This window comes from Enterovirga sp. CN4-39 (assembly GCF_049446235.1).
GTDB lineage: Bacteria > Pseudomonadota > Alphaproteobacteria > Rhizobiales > Beijerinckiaceae > Enterovirga.
On sequence record NZ_JBMSEF010000001.1, the window covers coordinates 657579 to 672200 of the forward strand.

The following is a 14622-nucleotide window of genomic DNA, read 5'->3' on the forward strand; positions in this document are numbered from 1 at the left end:
GAGTGAGCGCAGCTGCCCACCGCCGAGCCTGAACCGCCTCCTGCCGTTGCGAGGGTCAACACGCCGGCGCCGACAGGTCAGCACGGTATGACGCTCGGTCGACTTTTGCAGATGTGGACCGGCTAAGCTATCGAAATCGCTGGCGCGCCCAACGGGACTCGAACCCGTGTTTTCGCCGTGAAAGGGCGAAGCTGCCATGTCTGTGATGATCCTGAGGGCGGCAAGTTCCTCTTAGAACTAGATTTCAGGTCTCACTAGCATCATACTTCGCACTCCCCTCTGTGTGGGATCGAGTGTGGTACGTGGGAAAACGAGCTAGTTCCGCAATCGACACAGCCGCGAAGCGTGCTCGGCTGGAGCCGCGTCGCAATCCGTACTGGCAAGGCATCTCGGGTGGTCGCGGGGGCGTCTCCCTCGGCTATCGGAAAGCGGCCCGCGGACCTGGAACTTGGGTAGCAAAGCTCGTCATCGACAAGCAGCGAGCCGAGGAACGTCTCGCGCCGGCGGACGACGCCGGGGCCGTCGCTGGCGCCCTCCCCTACCCGGCCGCGGTGTCTGAGACGCTCGCCTGGGCCAAGAAGCAGTTTGCCAAGATCGAGGCCGAGAATTCGGACCGAGGCGCCAGCCCTACCGTCCGAGGCGTAGTTGAAGCGTACGTGAAGGCGCGAAAGGAGCGTCATGAGACGGCTGCACGTGACGCAGAGAGCCGCCTCAAGAAGCACGTCCTCGCAGATGCCAAGTTCGCTGATCTGCCGCTCGCCAAGCTGACCGCACGGGACGTGCTCTCATGGCGAGGCCGTCTTCCGGAGAAGCTGGCGCCAAGCACCGTCAACCGCCTCCTGAACGATGTCCGGGCCGCTCTGAACGGAGCGGCCGAACTCCATAGGCGCGAGCTGCCGGCCAGTCTGCCCGGCGAGATCAAGGCTGGAACGAAGGCCCTGTCCGTCGGCGACAACGCTCGCAAACAGGTTCTTTCCGATACGCAGATCAAGGCCGCGCTCTCCGCCGCAGCTGCGGTCGACGACACCGGAGATTTCGGACGCCTCATTCTGCTCTTAGCCGCAACCGGTGCGCGGTTCTCTCAGGTGGCTCGACTCACGGTCGGAGACGTTCAGATCGCTCGATCCCGCATCACGGTTCCGGTCTCGAGGAAGGGCCGCGCCGGCAAGGCTGTGCCGAAACTCGCCATCCCGGTCGGCCCGGACGTGATCGAGCATCTCCGGCCCGCTTTCGACCGCGGCGCAGAAGATCCGCTCCTGCTCCACTGGGTGAGCCGGCAGATCGGTCCCGTCGAGTGGGAGCGCGTTGAGCGGAAGCCGTGGAAGCAGGCATCCGAGGCGCTGCGGCTGTGGGACAAAGCGCGGGCGAAAGCGGAGTTACCGGCCGACACGATGATGACGGCGTTTCGGCATTCCTCCATCGTGCGAGGGCTTAAGGCGAACCTCCCGGTCCGGCTCGTCGCCGCGCTCCACGATACAAGCATTCAGATGATCGAAAAGCACTACTCGGCGTACATCGTGGACGCATCGGAGGAGCTTGCACGCCGGGCGATCCTCAGCGTCGCTTAGCAGCGAGCGCTGAGCGTGCTCTCAAAGCATTTCGCGATCTATATCCACCGTAGCAGGGGCTTCAAAGTGGACCAGTCAATCTGATTCCCAAGCCCAGCTTCACGTGGACAGGCGATCCGGCCGTCGGCGCCCAGCGCCGTCGGCACCTTAATCCCGGGGATCTCGAAATCCGCTCTCGGGAAGCATGCCTCGTAATGGGACTCGAGGGGCTGCGCGAGGCCGACATGAAGGCCCGCGACCGAGTTCGCCTCCGGGCCGAAGGCGTGGATCTCGCATCGGACGCCGTGCACGCTCGCCTGGGACACGATCCGGCTCGCGAAGGTGATGCCCTGCCGCCCGGCGTCGATTCGGAACATGATTGGGCAGCGGCTCGCGGCCGCTTGCGCGTAGTCGTTCCAGCTCCATTGCAGGGCGTCGGCAGCGACGAGCGGGATCGTGAGACGCTCGGCAAGCCATGCATAGGCGGCTCGCTGGTCGGCCGGGATCGGATCTTCGAACCAGGCGTATTCCAGTCGCTCCAGGGCGCGGCCAACGGCGACGGCCTCGATTAGCGAATAACGCTCGAGAGGGTCGAACATGAGCGTGTAGTTATTCCCGACACGTTTGCGGACGAATTCGCAGCCGGCGATATCGCGCTCCGCTCCTCCCCAGAGGTGAAGCTTGTAAGCGCGATAGCCTGCCTCCCGCGCTTCGCCGACGTGGTCTGCCACGGCCTCGAATTCAGTCATCCCGAGCTCCGCGCGCGAGGCGGCGTAGACGGGCAGGGACTGGTGGCGGGTCCCGAGGAGGGCGTGGACCGGCAGTCCGGCGGCCTTGCCCCTTGCGTCCCAGAGCGCGTTGTCGACCGCCGCGACGGCCACGCAGGAGGTCCCGTTCCAGGCGGCCCGCTTGAGCAGGGCTTCGGTGGACGCCGGATGGCTGGCCACGTCGATCCCGATCAGCGCCTCCCGGAACCAGGCCGCAATAGTCAGCGCCATGGCGTCGGGCGAAGGCGAATCGTTCCAAGTGACGCTCACGCCCTCGACGCCGCCGGCGGTCCGGATGCGCATGATCGTCGCGCTCTGCGGGCCGGATGCGCCCGGCCACTGGATCGCCGGCTCGTAGGCCAGGACCCCGACCGAAACCTCGACGATGCGGGTCATGACATGCGCATCCCGGGCGTCACGACCTTCATCTCGCGCGCCGTAATTGGCTCGGTCCCGAGCGGACGCGGGACGAAATGCTCTTGGCGGAGCCCCGCGTAGCTGGCGGCGGCCTCGAGCACGCGGTCCTCGCGCAGCCGCCGGCCGACGATCTGCAGCCCGACCGGCAGGCCCTCGCGGGTCAGGCCGCACGGCACCGACATCGCAGGCAGCCCAACGATACTGAAGGCGTAGCAGGCGAAGAAGACGTCATAGAAGCGGTCGACGGCCTTGCCGCCGACCTCCGTCGGCAAGGGGCGGTCCAGCCGGAAGGCCGGCGCGCCGACCGTCGGCAGGAGGATGTAGTCGTAATCGGCCAGGAAGCGCCGGACCCGGTGGTAGTATTCCGTCCGCAGGCGCTCGGCCCGCGTGACGGTGCGCAGGTCGAGCTGAAGGGCGTCCGAGACCTGCCCGATCAGCTGCGACGACATGCTGGCGCGGTGGACCTCCAGCCGGTCGGCGTAACGCGCAACCATGCCGAAGCCGCGCGTGCCGGCGATGATCTCCTTGAGCCCGGACGCGTCGAAGGTCGCCTCGTCCACCGCGCAGCCGAGGGACGCGAAGTCGCGCGCCGCGGCTTCCGTCAGCTCACGGACCTCGTCGTCGACGGGAAACAGGCCGCCGAGATCCGCCGTGTACGCGGCCCGTCGGCCGGCCAGCCCGCCGTCGTGTCGGGACGCGGCCGCGTAGTCATATCCCTGGTCCGGGAGGGAGGTCGGGTCGCGGTCGTCCGGGCCGGAGAGGACGGAGAGCAAGAGGCCCGTATCCTCGACGGTCCGGGCCATCGGCCCGTGAACGTGCTCCACCAGCGTGTCCCAGGCATATTCCGTCGGGTAGACGGGGATCCGGCCGGGCGATGGCCGAATGCCGGACAGGCCGCAGAATGCCGACGGGATCCGGATGGAGCCGCCGAGATCGGTCCCAAGCCCGATCGGCGCCATGCCGGCCGCAATCGCCGCTCCCGTTCCGCCGCTCGAGCCCCCGGCGGTCACGTTCAGGTTCAAGGGATTTCGGGTCAGACCGAAGATGGTGTTGTTGCTGTTCACGTCGTGGGCGAATTCGGGCAGGTTCGTCTTTCCGATCATGATCCCGCCGGCCGCGACGATGCGCTCGACCGCGACCGCATCCTCCTCCGCGATGTGGTCGCGGTAGATCTCCGAACCGAACGTCGTCCGGATACCCTTCGTGACCAGGTTGTCCTTGACCACGAAAGGCACGCCCTCGAGCGGCCTCGGCAGCCGCCCGTCGCGCAGGCGGCGGTCGATCGCCTCCGCCTGCGCCAGGGCCGCCGGGTTACGGGTGCAGATCGCGTTCACGTCGCCGTCGACCACGTCGATCCGGGCGAGCGAGGAGGCGACGACCTCGGTGGCGCTGACCTCGCGACGCGCGACCAGCCGCACGATCTCGGCCGCGCTCATCTCGTGAAGCTCGGCCGCCATGTCAGGCAGCCTCGGAGGATTTCACCGGCGCCTTGAACGTGGTCGCGTCCATGACGAGGTGGCGGCGCAGGAACTTCCAGGCGCCGTTCTCCTTTACGAGCGTGTCCTCGTACACGCCGCAATCGGCGATGGCCGGGATCTGCGTCGGCGTTCCATTGAAGGCGAGCAGGTAGCAGCGGCCCTTGACGGTGCCGTCGGGCTGCTGGGTCAGCTCGATGCTGCCGTTCCAGTGGCGGCGATAGATGTGGGGGCGACCCGCCTTGTCCTTTTGCTTGAACTCGACGAACCGATCGTGGCCGGACAGCGTGAGCCCGGCCGTGACGAGCTCGAGGACGCCCTTTGAAGCGAAGCAGGAGGCGTAGCCTTCCGCGTCGCCCTCGTCGCTGCACAGGTTGTAGGTCGCATAGAGGTTGAGGATCGCAACGTAGTCGTCGGCGGCCGGCACGGTCATGTCTGTGTCTCCCCTGTTCAACTTCCGAGATACGACGCGAGCACCTGCTCGTTGCCGATGAGTTCGGGCGCCGGGCCCGTGAAGACGATGGAGCCGTTCTGAAGGATATGCGCGCTCCCGGCCGTCGCGGCCGCGACCCCCACGTTCTGCTCGACCAGGAGGATGGTCAGCCCGCGGCCGTTTAGGAGCCTGATCGTCTCGATCATGCCGTCCACGATCTTGGGCGCGAGGCCGGCCGAGGGCTCGTCCATCAGGAGGAGCTTCGGCCGGGCCATCAGCGAGCGGGCGATCGCCACCTGCTGCTGCTCGCCGCCGCTTAGGAAGCCGGCATGGCGGGAACGGTACTCGTGCAGACGCGGGAAGAGCGAGAACACCTCGCCGAGATCGCGGCGGACCTCGGCCTTGTCGGTCCGGGTCGCCGCGCCCATCCGCAGGTTCTCCAGCACGCTCATGCTGGCGAACACCTCGCGGCCCTGCGGCACCTGGACCATGCCGGCCCGCACGATTGCGGCCGGCGCCGACCCGCCGAGCTCCGCCGCGCCGAGCATGACGGAGCCGGCACGCGGGCGGAGCAGGCCGCTCAGAGTGTTGAGGATCGTGGTCTTGCCGGACCCGTTGCCGCCGAGGAGGGCCACGACCTCGCCTTCCGGCACGCTGAAGGTCACGTCGCGCAGGATCTCGGTGCGCCCGTACCAGACGTTGAGGTTGCGGACCTCAAGCACGGCCGGCATGCCCGAGATAGGCGTCGATCACCTGCGGGTCACGCCGCACGGCGTCGGGCGGGCCGTCGGCGATCTTCGCGCCCGAGCTCATCACCACCACGCGCTCCGACACGCCCATTACGGCCCGGATCACGTGCTCGATCATGATCAGCGCGACGCCGCGCTCGTCGCGGATGCGCCTGAGCAGAACGATCAGCTCGTCTACCCGGGGCACGCTGAGGCCGACCGCCGGCTCGTCGAGCAAGATCACCTTCGGGTCATTGGCGAGGGCGCGCGCGATCTCGACGATCCGCTGCTGGCCGAAGGAGAGCTGGTTCCCCTGGCGGTCCGCGAAGCGCTGCATCCCGACATACTCGAGAGCCTGCCGAGCCCGGCCGAGGATGTCGGCCTCCTCCCGCCGCATCGAAGGAGAAGCGACGGCCGCCGACACGATTCCGGCCCGGCCGCCGAGGTGGAAGCCGGCCATCATGTTCTCAAGCACGGTCATGCCGGCGAAGAGCTGCGACGACTGGAACGTGCGGCGAAGCCCCAGCGCTGCGATCCGGCTCGGCTTCTGCCCGCCGATGGACACCCCGTTCAGCACAATGCGGCCCGCGTTGGGCCTGACCATGCCCGAGATGGAATTAAGCAGGGTCGTCTTGCCGGCCCCGTTCGGGCCAATCACGCCGAGGATCTCGCCCGACCCAACCTCGAGGTCCACATCCTTCAGGATGTGGAGCCCGCCGATAGCGACGGACAGGCCGGAGACGGACAGGAGCGGGCTCACGGGCGCTCCTGTGCGACGCCGAGTTGCGCCGGGGCGATCGCGGGAGCCGCGCTGGCCTCCTCCGGCGCGTCGCGCCTGTGCAGGTCCTCCCGCCAGCCCGGCCAATACCGCCGCGCGAGCGACACCACCCCGAGCGGCATGAAGAGGACGAAGCCGAGGAGCACGACGCCGAAGGCGATCTCCTGCAGCGACTTGAACTCGCGCAGCCCTTCCAGCATGGCGACGAGCAGAAGGGCGCCGATCACCGAGCCGGCGATGGACCCGACGCCACCGACGACGACCATCGCCTTCTGGATGACCATCTGGAACAGGTCGTAACTCTCGGGCGCCACGTAGTTGAGGAGGCCGCAGAACAGCCCTCCCGCGATGCCGGCGTAGAAGCCGCTTATTGCGAAGGCGATCACCTTGTAGCGGAAGAGGTCGACGCCAAGCGCGGCTGCCGCGACCTCGTTATCCCGCATGGAGACGAGCGCCCGCCCGATCCGGGAATGGACGACGTTCCAGGCGACCAGCGTCAGGGCCAGCGCCACGACCCAGCTGAGGCCGTAGATGCCCTGCGGGGCGGTGACCGGGAGGGGCGCGAAGTTCAGGCGCGGGACGGTGAAGCCCGTCGCCCCGAAGGTCAGCCACTCCGCGTTGAGGAAGACCCACTGCGTGAACTGCGCGAAGGCGAGCGTCGCGAGGGCGAGGTGAATGCCGCTCAGGCGGAGCGCCGGCCAGCTGATGACGGTGCCGATCAGCATCGCGACGAGGCCCGCCGAGGGAAGTGCCAGCCAGTAGGGCAGGCCTAGCCTGACCTGGAGGAGCCCGGCCGCGTATGCGCCGATCCCGAACATGGCGGCGTTCGCGAAGGCGATCTGGCCCGCATAGCCGATCAGGATGTTCAGCCCGATCGCCAGGATGATGTAGATGAGAGCGACGTTCGTCACGTAGAGCATGTACGGGTTCGCCACGAACGGCACGACGGCTAAGAGGCCAAAGACCAGCACCAGAAAACCGCGGGCGGAGAGAAGGGACGCCATGGCCGCCCTTCCCCGTCAGATCTTGCGCATGGCGGCGCCGCCAAGGATGCCGCGCGGCATGAAGAGCAGCGCGAACATGATGACGACGAAGGGCGCCACGTCCTGGTACTTGCTGCCGACGTAGCCGGCCACGAAAGCCTCGATCAGCCCGACCAGAAAGCCGCCCAGCACCGCTCCCGGCAGGCTGGTCAGGCCGCCGAGCACGGCGCCGGCGAAGGCCTTGATGAACAGCCCGAAGCCGATATCCGGATAGAGCTGCGTTAGCGGCGCCATTAGCACGGCCGCGGCGCCGGCCGCCGCGGCGCTCAGCGCGAAGGCGAGCTGCTGCAGCCGGTCGATTGGGATGCCAACGAGGGTGGCCGCCTTCACGTTGTCGGCCATGGCCTGCATCCAATTGCCGACCGCGGTGAAGCGGAAGAAGGCCGCGACCGCGACCAGGAGCGCGATGCTGAAGCCGAGCACAACGACCTGCTGCGGCAGCACGATCACGCCGGCGAACCGGATCGGCGCGCCCGCGATCATCGGCGGGAACGGGATGTAGTCGCCAACCCCGCCCCAGATGGCGCGCGCGGTCCCCTTAAGGATGAACGAGACTGCGATGCAGGCGAGAAGGACCGGAACCAGCCCGGCCTTCATCAGCGGCCGGAAGGCCGCCTGGTACACCAAGCCGCCGAGCAGGAAGGCGGCGACCACGGCCAGGCCCAAGGCGGCGAGATAGGGAAGACCCAGCTGCACATGGAACAGGAAGCCGAAGAAGCCTCCGACCATGAACATCTCGCCCTGCGCTAGGTTCACGACGCTCGTCGACTTGACCACGATCACGAGGCCGACCGCCACCAGCGCATAGAGCGCCCCGAGGGTCAGCCCCGATGCGAGCAGGTAGCCGAACATCGGCTCACTTCGACAGGGTGGTGGTGGCGACGGTGGCCACCCGCCCGTTCACCAGCTGAACCCAGGCAGCGTGCTTGTGGCACTGGTGGTCGGCGGCCGTGCAGGTGATCGGCCCCGGATAGACCGGGGTGTCGAAATCCGTCAGCTTGTCCATCTCCTGGACGAAGCGGTCGCGGGTCAGATCGCGCCCAGCCCGCTTCAGGGCCTCGACGACTACCTGCGCGCTGCCGATCCCGAGCAGGTGATAGATCGACATAGTCTCGCCCGGGTAATACGTCTCGAAGAGCTTGCGCCAATCGGCCATTTCCTTGTCGTCCGGCATGTGCCGGACGTGGCTGATGGCGAACATCTTCTGCAGCGCCGCGGCGGAGCCGACCTGCTTGGCGAGGACCGGCAGGTCGCCGAGCGCCGTCTGGCCGATCGCCAAGGGCGCGAAGCCGATCTTGTCCGCATCGCGAAGAAACGCGGCGGCGGCCTTCGGGAAGACCAGCATGATCACCGCGTCCGCATTCGCCTGCTGCAGGCGCAGCGCCTGGGGCGTCGCGTCGTTCGCTTCGGCGATGATCTCCTCGTCGGCGACGGGCTTAATGCCCTTCCGCTTCAGCTCCGCCATCACGGCGTCGTAGCGGCCACGCCCCCAAGCGTCGCGTGTCGAAATGACGGCGATCCGCTTCGCGCCCTTCTCGGCCGCGAAGGCGACCTGCGAAGCGCTCTCGATCGCGGCAGTCAGCGCGGTCGTGTAGATCGTCGGCACCGTGGGAAGCGTCAGGCTGTCGGCCACGGAGGCGAAGATCACCCAGGGGGCCTTCGAGTCCTTGATCTCGGGATAGGCGCCGATGCTGGCGTTCGAGCAGCCGCCGCCATGGATGACGAAGACCTTGTGGTCGAAGATGAGCTTCTTGGCCGCCCCAATCGCGGTGGCCGGGTCGCAGCGATCGTCCTCTCGGACGGTCTCAATCTTGCGCCCGTTGATGCCACCGGCCTTGTTGACCTCCTTGTAGACGATGTCGGCCCCGTCGATGACGAGCTTGCCCGTGAAATAGCCCGGTCCCGTGAGGGCGCCGAATTGTCCGATCCGGACGGTCGTATCCGTAAGGCCGGGATCAGCCGCCTGCGTAGCGGTCGCGGCCGCGAAGGCCAGGGACGGAAGGAGGTATTTCGCAGCGAGCCTTTTGAAGCGTGCCATGGTGCTCTCCTTCCGCCGTTCCGGCGGGGGTAGTTCCTATTCCTCGGCTAGCGGGCCTCTTCGCGGAGAGCGTCCTCCAGCCATGCGGCGGCCCTGAGCACGTCGCGGTCGCGGCCAAGGCGTCCGACGATCTGGATGCCGAGCGGCATGCCGGACGCGTCCGCAAGGCCCGGGACGTTCACGGTGGGGAGCCCGAGCAGCGTCCACAGGCGCGTCTGGTTTGGCGAGCCGGTGGCCTCGATCCCGGCCGGCGCCGCGCCCGAGGCCGACGGCCAGATCAGGACGTCGGTACCGGCGAACAGCGCGTCGCTCGCGAACCGCGCAGCGCGGCCGTCCGCAAGGGCGGCCACATAGGTCTCGGTCGATATGGCGAGCCCGCCCCGGATCATGTCCCGCAGTTTGGGGCTGAGGAGATCCTGGTGGTTGTCGAACTCGTAGGCGAGCGACCGCGCGAGCTCGTAATCCTGGATCGCGTAATGGGCCTGGTGCGCGTCCTCAAACATCGCCGGAACCGGCAAGGTCGTCACCGCCGCGCCCCGGGCGGATGCCGTCCGGCATGCTGTCTCGACAGCCTCCGCCATGGCCGGCTCCATCTCGTCCCAGACCTTCAGGCGGGCTATCCCGAAGCGGGGCTGCGAGAGTTCGCCCTCCGGTACGGCCAGATCCTGGCCCGTGATCGCTTCCGCGAAGAACGCTAGATCGCGCACGTCGCGGGCGAACAGGCCAATCGTGTCGAGCGTCCAGGAGAAGCCCTTTACACAGAAGCCTGGAAGGAGGCCGATGGTCGGCTTGATGGCCGCCACGCCGCAGAACGAAGCCGGGCGGACGATCGAGCCGCCGGTCTGCGTCCCGATGCTGAACGGGAGGAAGCCTGCTGCGACCGCCGCGGCCGAGCCGGACGAGGAGCCGCCCGGCGTATGCGAGGGGTTGTGGGGATTCCGGGTCGGGCCCGGATTGACGGCCGCGAACTCGGTGGTGACCGTCTTGCCGGCGATCGTCCCGCCGGCACGTCGCACCATCGACACGACCGGCGCATCGCTGACCGGCATACGGCTCGCGTAGATCGGCGAACCGCAGGCGGTCGGCATGTCAACCGTGTCGATGATGTCCTTGACGCCGACCGGAAGACCGGCGAGCGGTCCCTTCTCCCTCGGGCCGGCCAGGAAGGCATCCCGGTCGAGATGCGCGAAGGTCTGCAGCTCCGGTTCCCGTGCCTCGATGGCCGACAGGTACTCGGCTAGGACGGTGGCGAGGCGGGTCGTGCCGGCCGAGAGGGCAGCGGCGAGAGCCCTGCCGGATCCGGCAGGCGCGGCGTCTCTACTCGTCACGCGCGTCCCTCCCCGGCTGCGGCACGGGCCGGCTGGGTGTCGAGCCGGCTGATGAACTGAGCGAAGTCAGCGCGCTTGATGTCGGCGTGATCGGCCATCAGGCGCTGCGCCCGATCCGCCTCCCCGGAGCAGATCGCGGCGGCGATCTCGAAATGCTCCTCGGCCGAGCGCTTCAGCCGACCGGGAAGCCGGAGCGTGTAGTTCCGGTAAGCGCTGACCCGCTGGCGCGCCTGACGGGTCAGCCGCTCGAGAGACCCGTTCTTCGTGCCGCGATAGACAAGGTTATGGAAAGCTAGGTTGGCGACCATGTAGTCCTCCGGCGAGGTATCGGCCGCCACCGCGCACTCTTCCGCGCTCTGCCGCAGCTCGACTTGCTCCTCGAACTCGAGCCGCTGAGCGGCGTGGTAGGCACAGAGGCCCTCCAGTCCCGACATGACCTCGAACAGCTCGAAGACCTCCGCGGCGCTCAGCGACATCACGTAGCTGCCGGATCGCGGCCTGACGTCGATCAAGCCGAGCGAGGCGAGGCGGCCGATGGCATCCCTGACAGGCGCCCGCGAGACGCCGAAGCGCAGCGCGAGCGCCCGCTCGTCCAGCCGCTCGCCCGGCTGCAGCTTCGCTGTGATGATCTCGTCTTCGAGCGCCTTGACGATCTCGTCCCGCGAAAGCTCGCGGCCGCCCTCCTGCTCGCTCGACGGCCTCTCGGCCAGTTGGATGTTCAACACCCGGTCCCGATCCTTCCCTCGACGCGCTCCGGCCCTGCCGATGGTCAAGCGGCTTCCTCGCTCGTGCTTTCGGCCCGCCATCTGCCCCAGCGGCCGCAGGTGACGGCGGCCAGGAAATCGCCCAAGACCTGGTTGAACAGCGCCGGCTCCTCCACGGGGAGCAAGTGCCCGCAGAGCGGGAGGACGGCCAGCGCCCCGTGCGGAGCTGTGCGGCTGACGAAGATGCTCGTGTCGAAGCCCGGGATGTCCTGGTCACCGACCGCGACCAGGACCGGCATCGGCAGCCCGGCGATCTCCGTTTCCAGGTCGAAGAGCGGCTTCCGGCCCATGAGCGCGTTCGCCATCATGAGCGAGCAGCCGATGGGCGACATGTCCCGCATCCCGCGGATGAACTCGTCCCAGGAGGCCGGGTCCTTGATGCGGAGCGCCTGGCGCTGCGGGGCCCGCTCGATGTTCTGAACGAGCGCTTCCATGCCCTCGCGGGCGATCGCGTCCGACAGAGTCCTCGCGCCCGCGAGCCACGCCTCTCGGTCGACGCTCCCGGCCCCGGCCCCGATAACAGCGAGCGAGCGGACCTTGCCGGGGTGGCGGATGGCGAAATTCAGCGCGACCCCGCCGCCCGTCGCGACGCCGACCACATGGGCCGACGGGATCCCAAGATGGTCGAAGAGGCCGTCGAGCTCGGCCACGAGTTCGTCATGGGCGTAGGCTGCCGGATCCGTCGGCACGGCAGACGGCGGGTAGCCTCTGTAATTGTACGTAACGCAGCGGAAGCTGCGGGCGAAGAAGCGGACCTGATTGTGCCAGGCCCGCATGTCGGATGCGAACTCGTGGCAGAAGATGATCGGGACGCCCTCCCCGACCGTCTCGTAGGCGATCTCGACGCCATTGACCGAAGCGAAGGGCATCAGCTCCCGACCTCTCGCGGCTTATCAGTTCGAGAAACTGACCATACCAGTTTAGATGCGTTGGTCGTCAAGCTGTCATGGCGATCTTTGCGCCTGTATTGTCGGCAATGTGCCGCAATCCTGGTCAGGCCGCCCATACGCAGTGACGCTCGAGCTCCGGCAGGTCGATCTCGCAGCCGAGGCCAGGGCGATCCTTGGTCCTGGCGAGGCCGCCCGCGATCTCGAAGCCGGGCGCCACGCCCGGAACTTCGTCCAGGCCTACGGCCTCGTGGTGCTCGAACCAACGCGAGGTTGTGGCCGCGAGGCTCATCGCGATGCACGCCTCGAGCCCGCCCCGCGGCGCGAAAGCGGCGACGTCGAGCTCGGCCCCGTTTGCCTCGGCGGCGGACGCGAAGGATAGCCCGAGCGTGAAGCCGGACCGACCGACATCGAGCCGGAAGCCCTGAGCCGCTCCGGCGCGCGCCGCCTCGCCGCATTCGCTCGGGCTCCAGCGAAGCGACTCGTTGACGACGATCGGCACGTCGATCCGCGGCGCGAGCCAGCGATACCCTGCGGGATCGAGCGGCGAGAGCGGATCCTCGTAGCGGATGAACCCAAGTTCCCCGATTGCTCGTCCGACCGCCAATGCGTCGTCCCGCCCATACCGGCCCACCGGGTCCAGCATCAGCCCGATATCCGGCCCGAGCGCTAGGCGTATCGCCTCGCAAGCAGCGAGATCGCGGTCGCGCTCGCCCCAAAGGTGGAACTTGCAGGCGCGGAAGCCCGCCTCGACGTACCGGTGGGCGAGGTCGACGAACTGAGCCACTTCCGTGAAGCTGAACTCTTCGGCGGAGATCACGTAGGACGGAAGCTCGCGCCGCTTGGCGCCGAGGAGGTGGTGGGTGGGCACGCCCAGCCGGCGGCCCGCAAGGTCGAAGAGGGCGGCTTCGACGACGGCTGCCGCGCGCCCGTATCCCAGCCCGTGTGCCCTCGACGTGACCAGGGACGATGACGCGAAGGGCACGGTCACGTCCTGCCCGACAACGACTTCGGCCAGCGCCGTTTGCGCCGACCCGGGATAACCCGCCTCATCGCCGAGATGGGCCCACGAGATACCGACCCCGAACGCGCCGCAATCCGAGCGCACGAGCGCAACGAGCGCGGCGTGGCGGAATCGTCCCGTGCCCCAGACGAGATCGGGACGGCCTCGGTCGTACACGGCGCAGCCGATGCGTAGGCTCTCGATGACGGGCAAGGCGCTCTCTCCTGGAAGAATTCGCGGGGGCAGACCTACGTAGGCGCGAAGCGCATGAGGCGCTTCTCATCGACCGTGACGCCAAGCCCCGGGCCCATTGGGGCGGCGACCCTGCCGCCGCGACACTCGAACGGACGGTCGACCGGCTCGTCGGCGAGCAACAGGGCGCCCAGGCTCAGGCCCCAATCCATCTGCGGGGTCGCGCAGGCGGCGTGGATCATGGCGCTTGTCGATAGGCTCGATTCGATCAGCATCGCGAAGTTCACGGAGAGCCCGAGCGCATGCGCGACGCGGCCGGCATCCAGCATGGGGGTGATCCCGCCGAACTTGATGGTCTTGAGGCTCACGCCCCGGACGGCCCCCGCGGCCACGAGCGCCAGGACGTCGTGCAACCCGTGCAGCGCCTCGTCCGCTCCGATCGGGATCCGCGTGAAGCGGGCCACCTCCGCCAGCCTCGCGGTGTCGCCTGCCGGGACCGGCTGCTCGAGGAAGACGAGGCCGCTCGACTCGACTTGGCTGCAGAACCGGCTCGCCTCCGCCGCCGACCAGGCCATGTTCGCGTCGGCCGCGACCAGGGCGTCCGGTCCGAGCTCCTGCCGGAGGCGCCTCACCGTTTCGGCCTCGACCTCGATCGGGGCGACCCCGACCTTCAGCTTGAAGGCCGTGAACCCCTGGGCCGCGAGGGCGACGGCCTCGGCCGTATCCGTCTTCGTCCGGCCCGACCCGCCGACGAGGCGCAGGACGGTCGCTTCCCGGCGAAAAGCACCGCCGAGGAGATCCACGGCCGGCACACCGAGGATACGGCCGCTCGCGTCGAGGAGCGCCATGTCTATGGCGGTCTTCGGCCCGCCATTAGCAAAGAGGTGATGCGTCAGCGATCGGCTGATCATCACTCGGTCGAACACCGAGCGGCCGATCAGGCGGGGCCGGAGGTGCTGCTCGACCGATGCGACCATTCCGGCGAGGGTCTCCCCTGACATGGCGGGATCGATGCCGGCTTCTCCCCAGCCCTCCGCCCCTCCCCTCGTCCGGACCCGGAGGTAGAGGACCTCGCCGATACGCGTGCCGTGCGAGGCCGTCGTCAGCGCCTTCAGCATCGGCAGATGCAGCGGGAAGCAGTCGATCGCGACGATCTCGGCCCGCGGATCGGCCGATGCTGGCTCTCCGCCAAATCCGGCGGCCTCAGGATCGGTCATGTTCG

Annotated in this window: 14 protein-coding genes; 1 reads left to right on the plus strand and 13 read right to left on the minus strand. The window is 68.1% G+C overall.

Going from position 1 to position 14622, the window contains the following annotated elements; genetic code table 11:
• Window positions 1-302 precede the first annotated feature (302 nt).
• Complete coding sequence (locus ACO2SS_RS03245) at window positions 303-1568, plus strand: tyrosine-type recombinase/integrase (RefSeq protein ID WP_423276116.1); 1266 nt, start codon at window positions 303-305, stop codon at window positions 1566-1568.
• Between the two features lie 38 nt (window positions 1569-1606).
• On the opposite strand, the gene ACO2SS_RS03250 is transcribed toward ACO2SS_RS03245, so the two are convergent.
• The 13 genes from ACO2SS_RS03250 to ACO2SS_RS03310 all read right to left on the minus strand — a co-directional run bounded on the left by ACO2SS_RS03250 (window position 1607) and on the right by ACO2SS_RS03310 (window position 14617).
• On the minus strand, window positions 1607-2710 hold the full coding sequence (locus tag ACO2SS_RS03250) for a mandelate racemase/muconate lactonizing enzyme family protein (protein WP_423276117.1): 1104 nt from the start codon (window positions 2708-2710) through the stop codon (window positions 1607-1609).
• Window positions 2707-4188, minus strand: a complete 1482-nt coding sequence (locus ACO2SS_RS03255) for an amidase (protein ID WP_423276118.1) — start codon at window positions 4186-4188, stop codon at window positions 2707-2709. The genes ACO2SS_RS03250 and ACO2SS_RS03255 overlap by 4 nt, the downstream gene beginning before the upstream one ends.
• Before the next feature lies 1 nt (window position 4189).
• Complete coding sequence (locus ACO2SS_RS03260) at window positions 4190-4639, minus strand: nuclear transport factor 2 family protein (protein ID WP_423276119.1); 450 nt, start codon at window positions 4637-4639, stop codon at window positions 4190-4192.
• A gap of 17 nt (window positions 4640-4656) precedes the next feature.
• Window positions 4657-5370 carry an ABC transporter ATP-binding protein gene (locus ACO2SS_RS03265; protein ID WP_423276120.1) on the minus strand — a complete coding sequence of 238 codons (714 nt, stop codon included), beginning with the start codon at window positions 5368-5370 and terminating at the stop codon, window positions 4657-4659.
• Window positions 5354-6127 carry an ABC transporter ATP-binding protein gene (locus ACO2SS_RS03270; RefSeq protein ID WP_423276121.1) on the minus strand — a complete coding sequence of 258 codons (774 nt, stop codon included), beginning with the start codon at window positions 6125-6127 and terminating at the stop codon, window positions 5354-5356. The genes ACO2SS_RS03265 and ACO2SS_RS03270 overlap by 17 nt, the downstream gene beginning before the upstream one ends.
• Window positions 6124-7149: a branched-chain amino acid ABC transporter permease gene (locus ACO2SS_RS03275; RefSeq protein ID WP_423276122.1), complete on the minus strand. Its 1026-nt coding sequence runs from the start codon at window positions 7147-7149 to the stop codon at window positions 6124-6126. Before ACO2SS_RS03275 ends, ACO2SS_RS03270 begins: the two co-directional genes overlap by 4 nt.
• A gap of 15 nt (window positions 7150-7164) precedes the next feature.
• Entirely contained in the window at window positions 7165-8040 is an 876-nt protein-coding gene (locus ACO2SS_RS03280) for a branched-chain amino acid ABC transporter permease (protein ID WP_423276123.1), read from the minus strand.
• 4 nt (window positions 8041-8044) lie between these two features.
• Window positions 8045-9226 carry an ABC transporter substrate-binding protein gene (locus ACO2SS_RS03285; protein ID WP_423276124.1) on the minus strand — a complete coding sequence of 394 codons (1182 nt, stop codon included), beginning with the start codon at window positions 9224-9226 and terminating at the stop codon, window positions 8045-8047.
• 47 nt (window positions 9227-9273) lie between these two features.
• A complete protein-coding gene (locus ACO2SS_RS03290; protein ID WP_423276125.1) occupies window positions 9274-10554 on the minus strand; it encodes an amidase in 1281 nt (426 codons plus the stop codon).
• Window positions 10551-11279 (minus strand): GntR family transcriptional regulator, encoded by a 729-nt coding sequence (locus ACO2SS_RS03295; protein ID WP_423276126.1) that lies wholly within the window; start codon window positions 11277-11279, stop codon window positions 10551-10553. The genes ACO2SS_RS03290 and ACO2SS_RS03295 overlap by 4 nt, the downstream gene beginning before the upstream one ends.
• 44 nt (window positions 11280-11323) lie before the next feature.
• Entirely contained in the window at window positions 11324-12187 is an 864-nt protein-coding gene (locus ACO2SS_RS03300) for an alpha/beta fold hydrolase (RefSeq protein WP_423276127.1), read from the minus strand.
• Window positions 12188-12311: 124 nt separating this feature from the next.
• The gene (locus ACO2SS_RS03305) at window positions 12312-13421 is read right to left on the minus strand and encodes an enolase C-terminal domain-like protein (protein ID WP_423276128.1); all 1110 of its coding nucleotides are present in this window, start codon (window positions 13419-13421) and stop codon (window positions 12312-12314) included.
• Between the two features lie 35 nt (window positions 13422-13456).
• Entirely contained in the window at window positions 13457-14617 is a 1161-nt protein-coding gene (locus tag ACO2SS_RS03310; protein ID WP_423276129.1) for a mandelate racemase/muconate lactonizing enzyme family protein, read from the minus strand.
• Window positions 14618-14622: the final 5 nt, after the last annotated feature.

What these genes read in the sequence shown, in the direction of transcription:
- ACO2SS_RS03250 (WP_423276117.1), bottom strand. Translation starts at nt 2,710, where the DNA reads ATGACCCGCATCGTCGAGGTTTCGGTCGGGGTCCTGGCCTACGAGCCG.
- ACO2SS_RS03255 (WP_423276118.1), bottom strand. Translation starts at nt 4,188, where the DNA reads ATGGCGGCCGAGCTTCACGAGATGAGCGCGGCCGAGATCGTGCGGCTG.
- ACO2SS_RS03260 (WP_423276119.1), bottom strand. Translation starts at nt 4,639, where the DNA reads ATGACCGTGCCGGCCGCCGACGACTACGTTGCGATCCTCAACCTCTAT.
- ACO2SS_RS03265 (WP_423276120.1), bottom strand. Translation starts at nt 5,370, where the DNA reads ATGCCGGCCGTGCTTGAGGTCCGCAACCTCAACGTCTGGTACGGGCGC.
- ACO2SS_RS03275 (WP_423276122.1), bottom strand. Translation starts at nt 7,149, where the DNA reads ATGGCGTCCCTTCTCTCCGCCCGCGGTTTTCTGGTGCTGGTCTTTGGC.
- ACO2SS_RS03280 (WP_423276123.1), bottom strand. Translation starts at nt 8,040, where the DNA reads ATGTTCGGCTACCTGCTCGCATCGGGGCTGACCCTCGGGGCGCTCTAT.
- ACO2SS_RS03285 (WP_423276124.1), bottom strand. Translation starts at nt 9,226, where the DNA reads ATGGCACGCTTCAAAAGGCTCGCTGCGAAATACCTCCTTCCGTCCCTG.
- ACO2SS_RS03300 (WP_423276127.1), bottom strand. Translation starts at nt 12,187, where the DNA reads ATGCCCTTCGCTTCGGTCAATGGCGTCGAGATCGCCTACGAGACGGTC.
- ACO2SS_RS03310 (WP_423276129.1), bottom strand. Translation starts at nt 14,617, where the DNA reads ATGACCGATCCTGAGGCCGCCGGATTTGGCGGAGAGCCAGCATCGGCC.